This is a genomic window from Lelliottia sp. GFLA7 (genome assembly GCF_056490165.1).
Window position 1 is genome coordinate 1 of the sequence record NZ_JBWLAQ010000086.1, and the last position, 440, is coordinate 440.

Annotated in this window: 1 protein-coding gene; it reads right to left on the reverse strand. The window is 61.8% G+C overall.

Going from position 1 to position 440, the window contains the following annotated elements:
- Nucleotides 1–291: hypothetical protein (locus tag AC07RN_RS21280; protein WP_478337264.1), on the reverse strand; the 291-nt coding region annotated here is incomplete at its 3' end.
- Nucleotides 292–440 lie beyond the last annotated feature (149 nt).

A 440-nucleotide genomic window follows, 5' to 3' on the forward strand; every position in this document is an offset into this window, starting at 1 on the left:
TTTCTGCGCACCGATTGGCCGGCCGCCTTCAAGCAAGCGCACCCTATCGCGCGTGCGTTCGGTCTCGGTTGCCATCGCCCGGATTGTCTCCGCGTTTGCCGCCGCAATCTTGGTCAGGTCGGCAATGTTGGCGTCTTGCTTCTCATCGCGCTGCAAGATCATTTCGATGCGTTCATCGGCGCGCGCCTGTTGCTGCGAAAGGTTGGAATAGGCGAGCGTGCCGATGACGATCAGCGACCCGAGCTTGTAAACGTCGGGAACGGAGAAGCGCGGCGCTTCGTCACTCAGCATCTTTCTTGATCCCGCGACGCCATGCGGCGGATGCCAGGTGCAGCAACAGCCGAACCAGCACCGCCCAAGCCGCGACGAGCAGCCCTGCGCTTTCCCTGTCCATAGATTGCTCCTCCCGCCAAAGTGGCGATTTGAAGCCATCCCCCTCC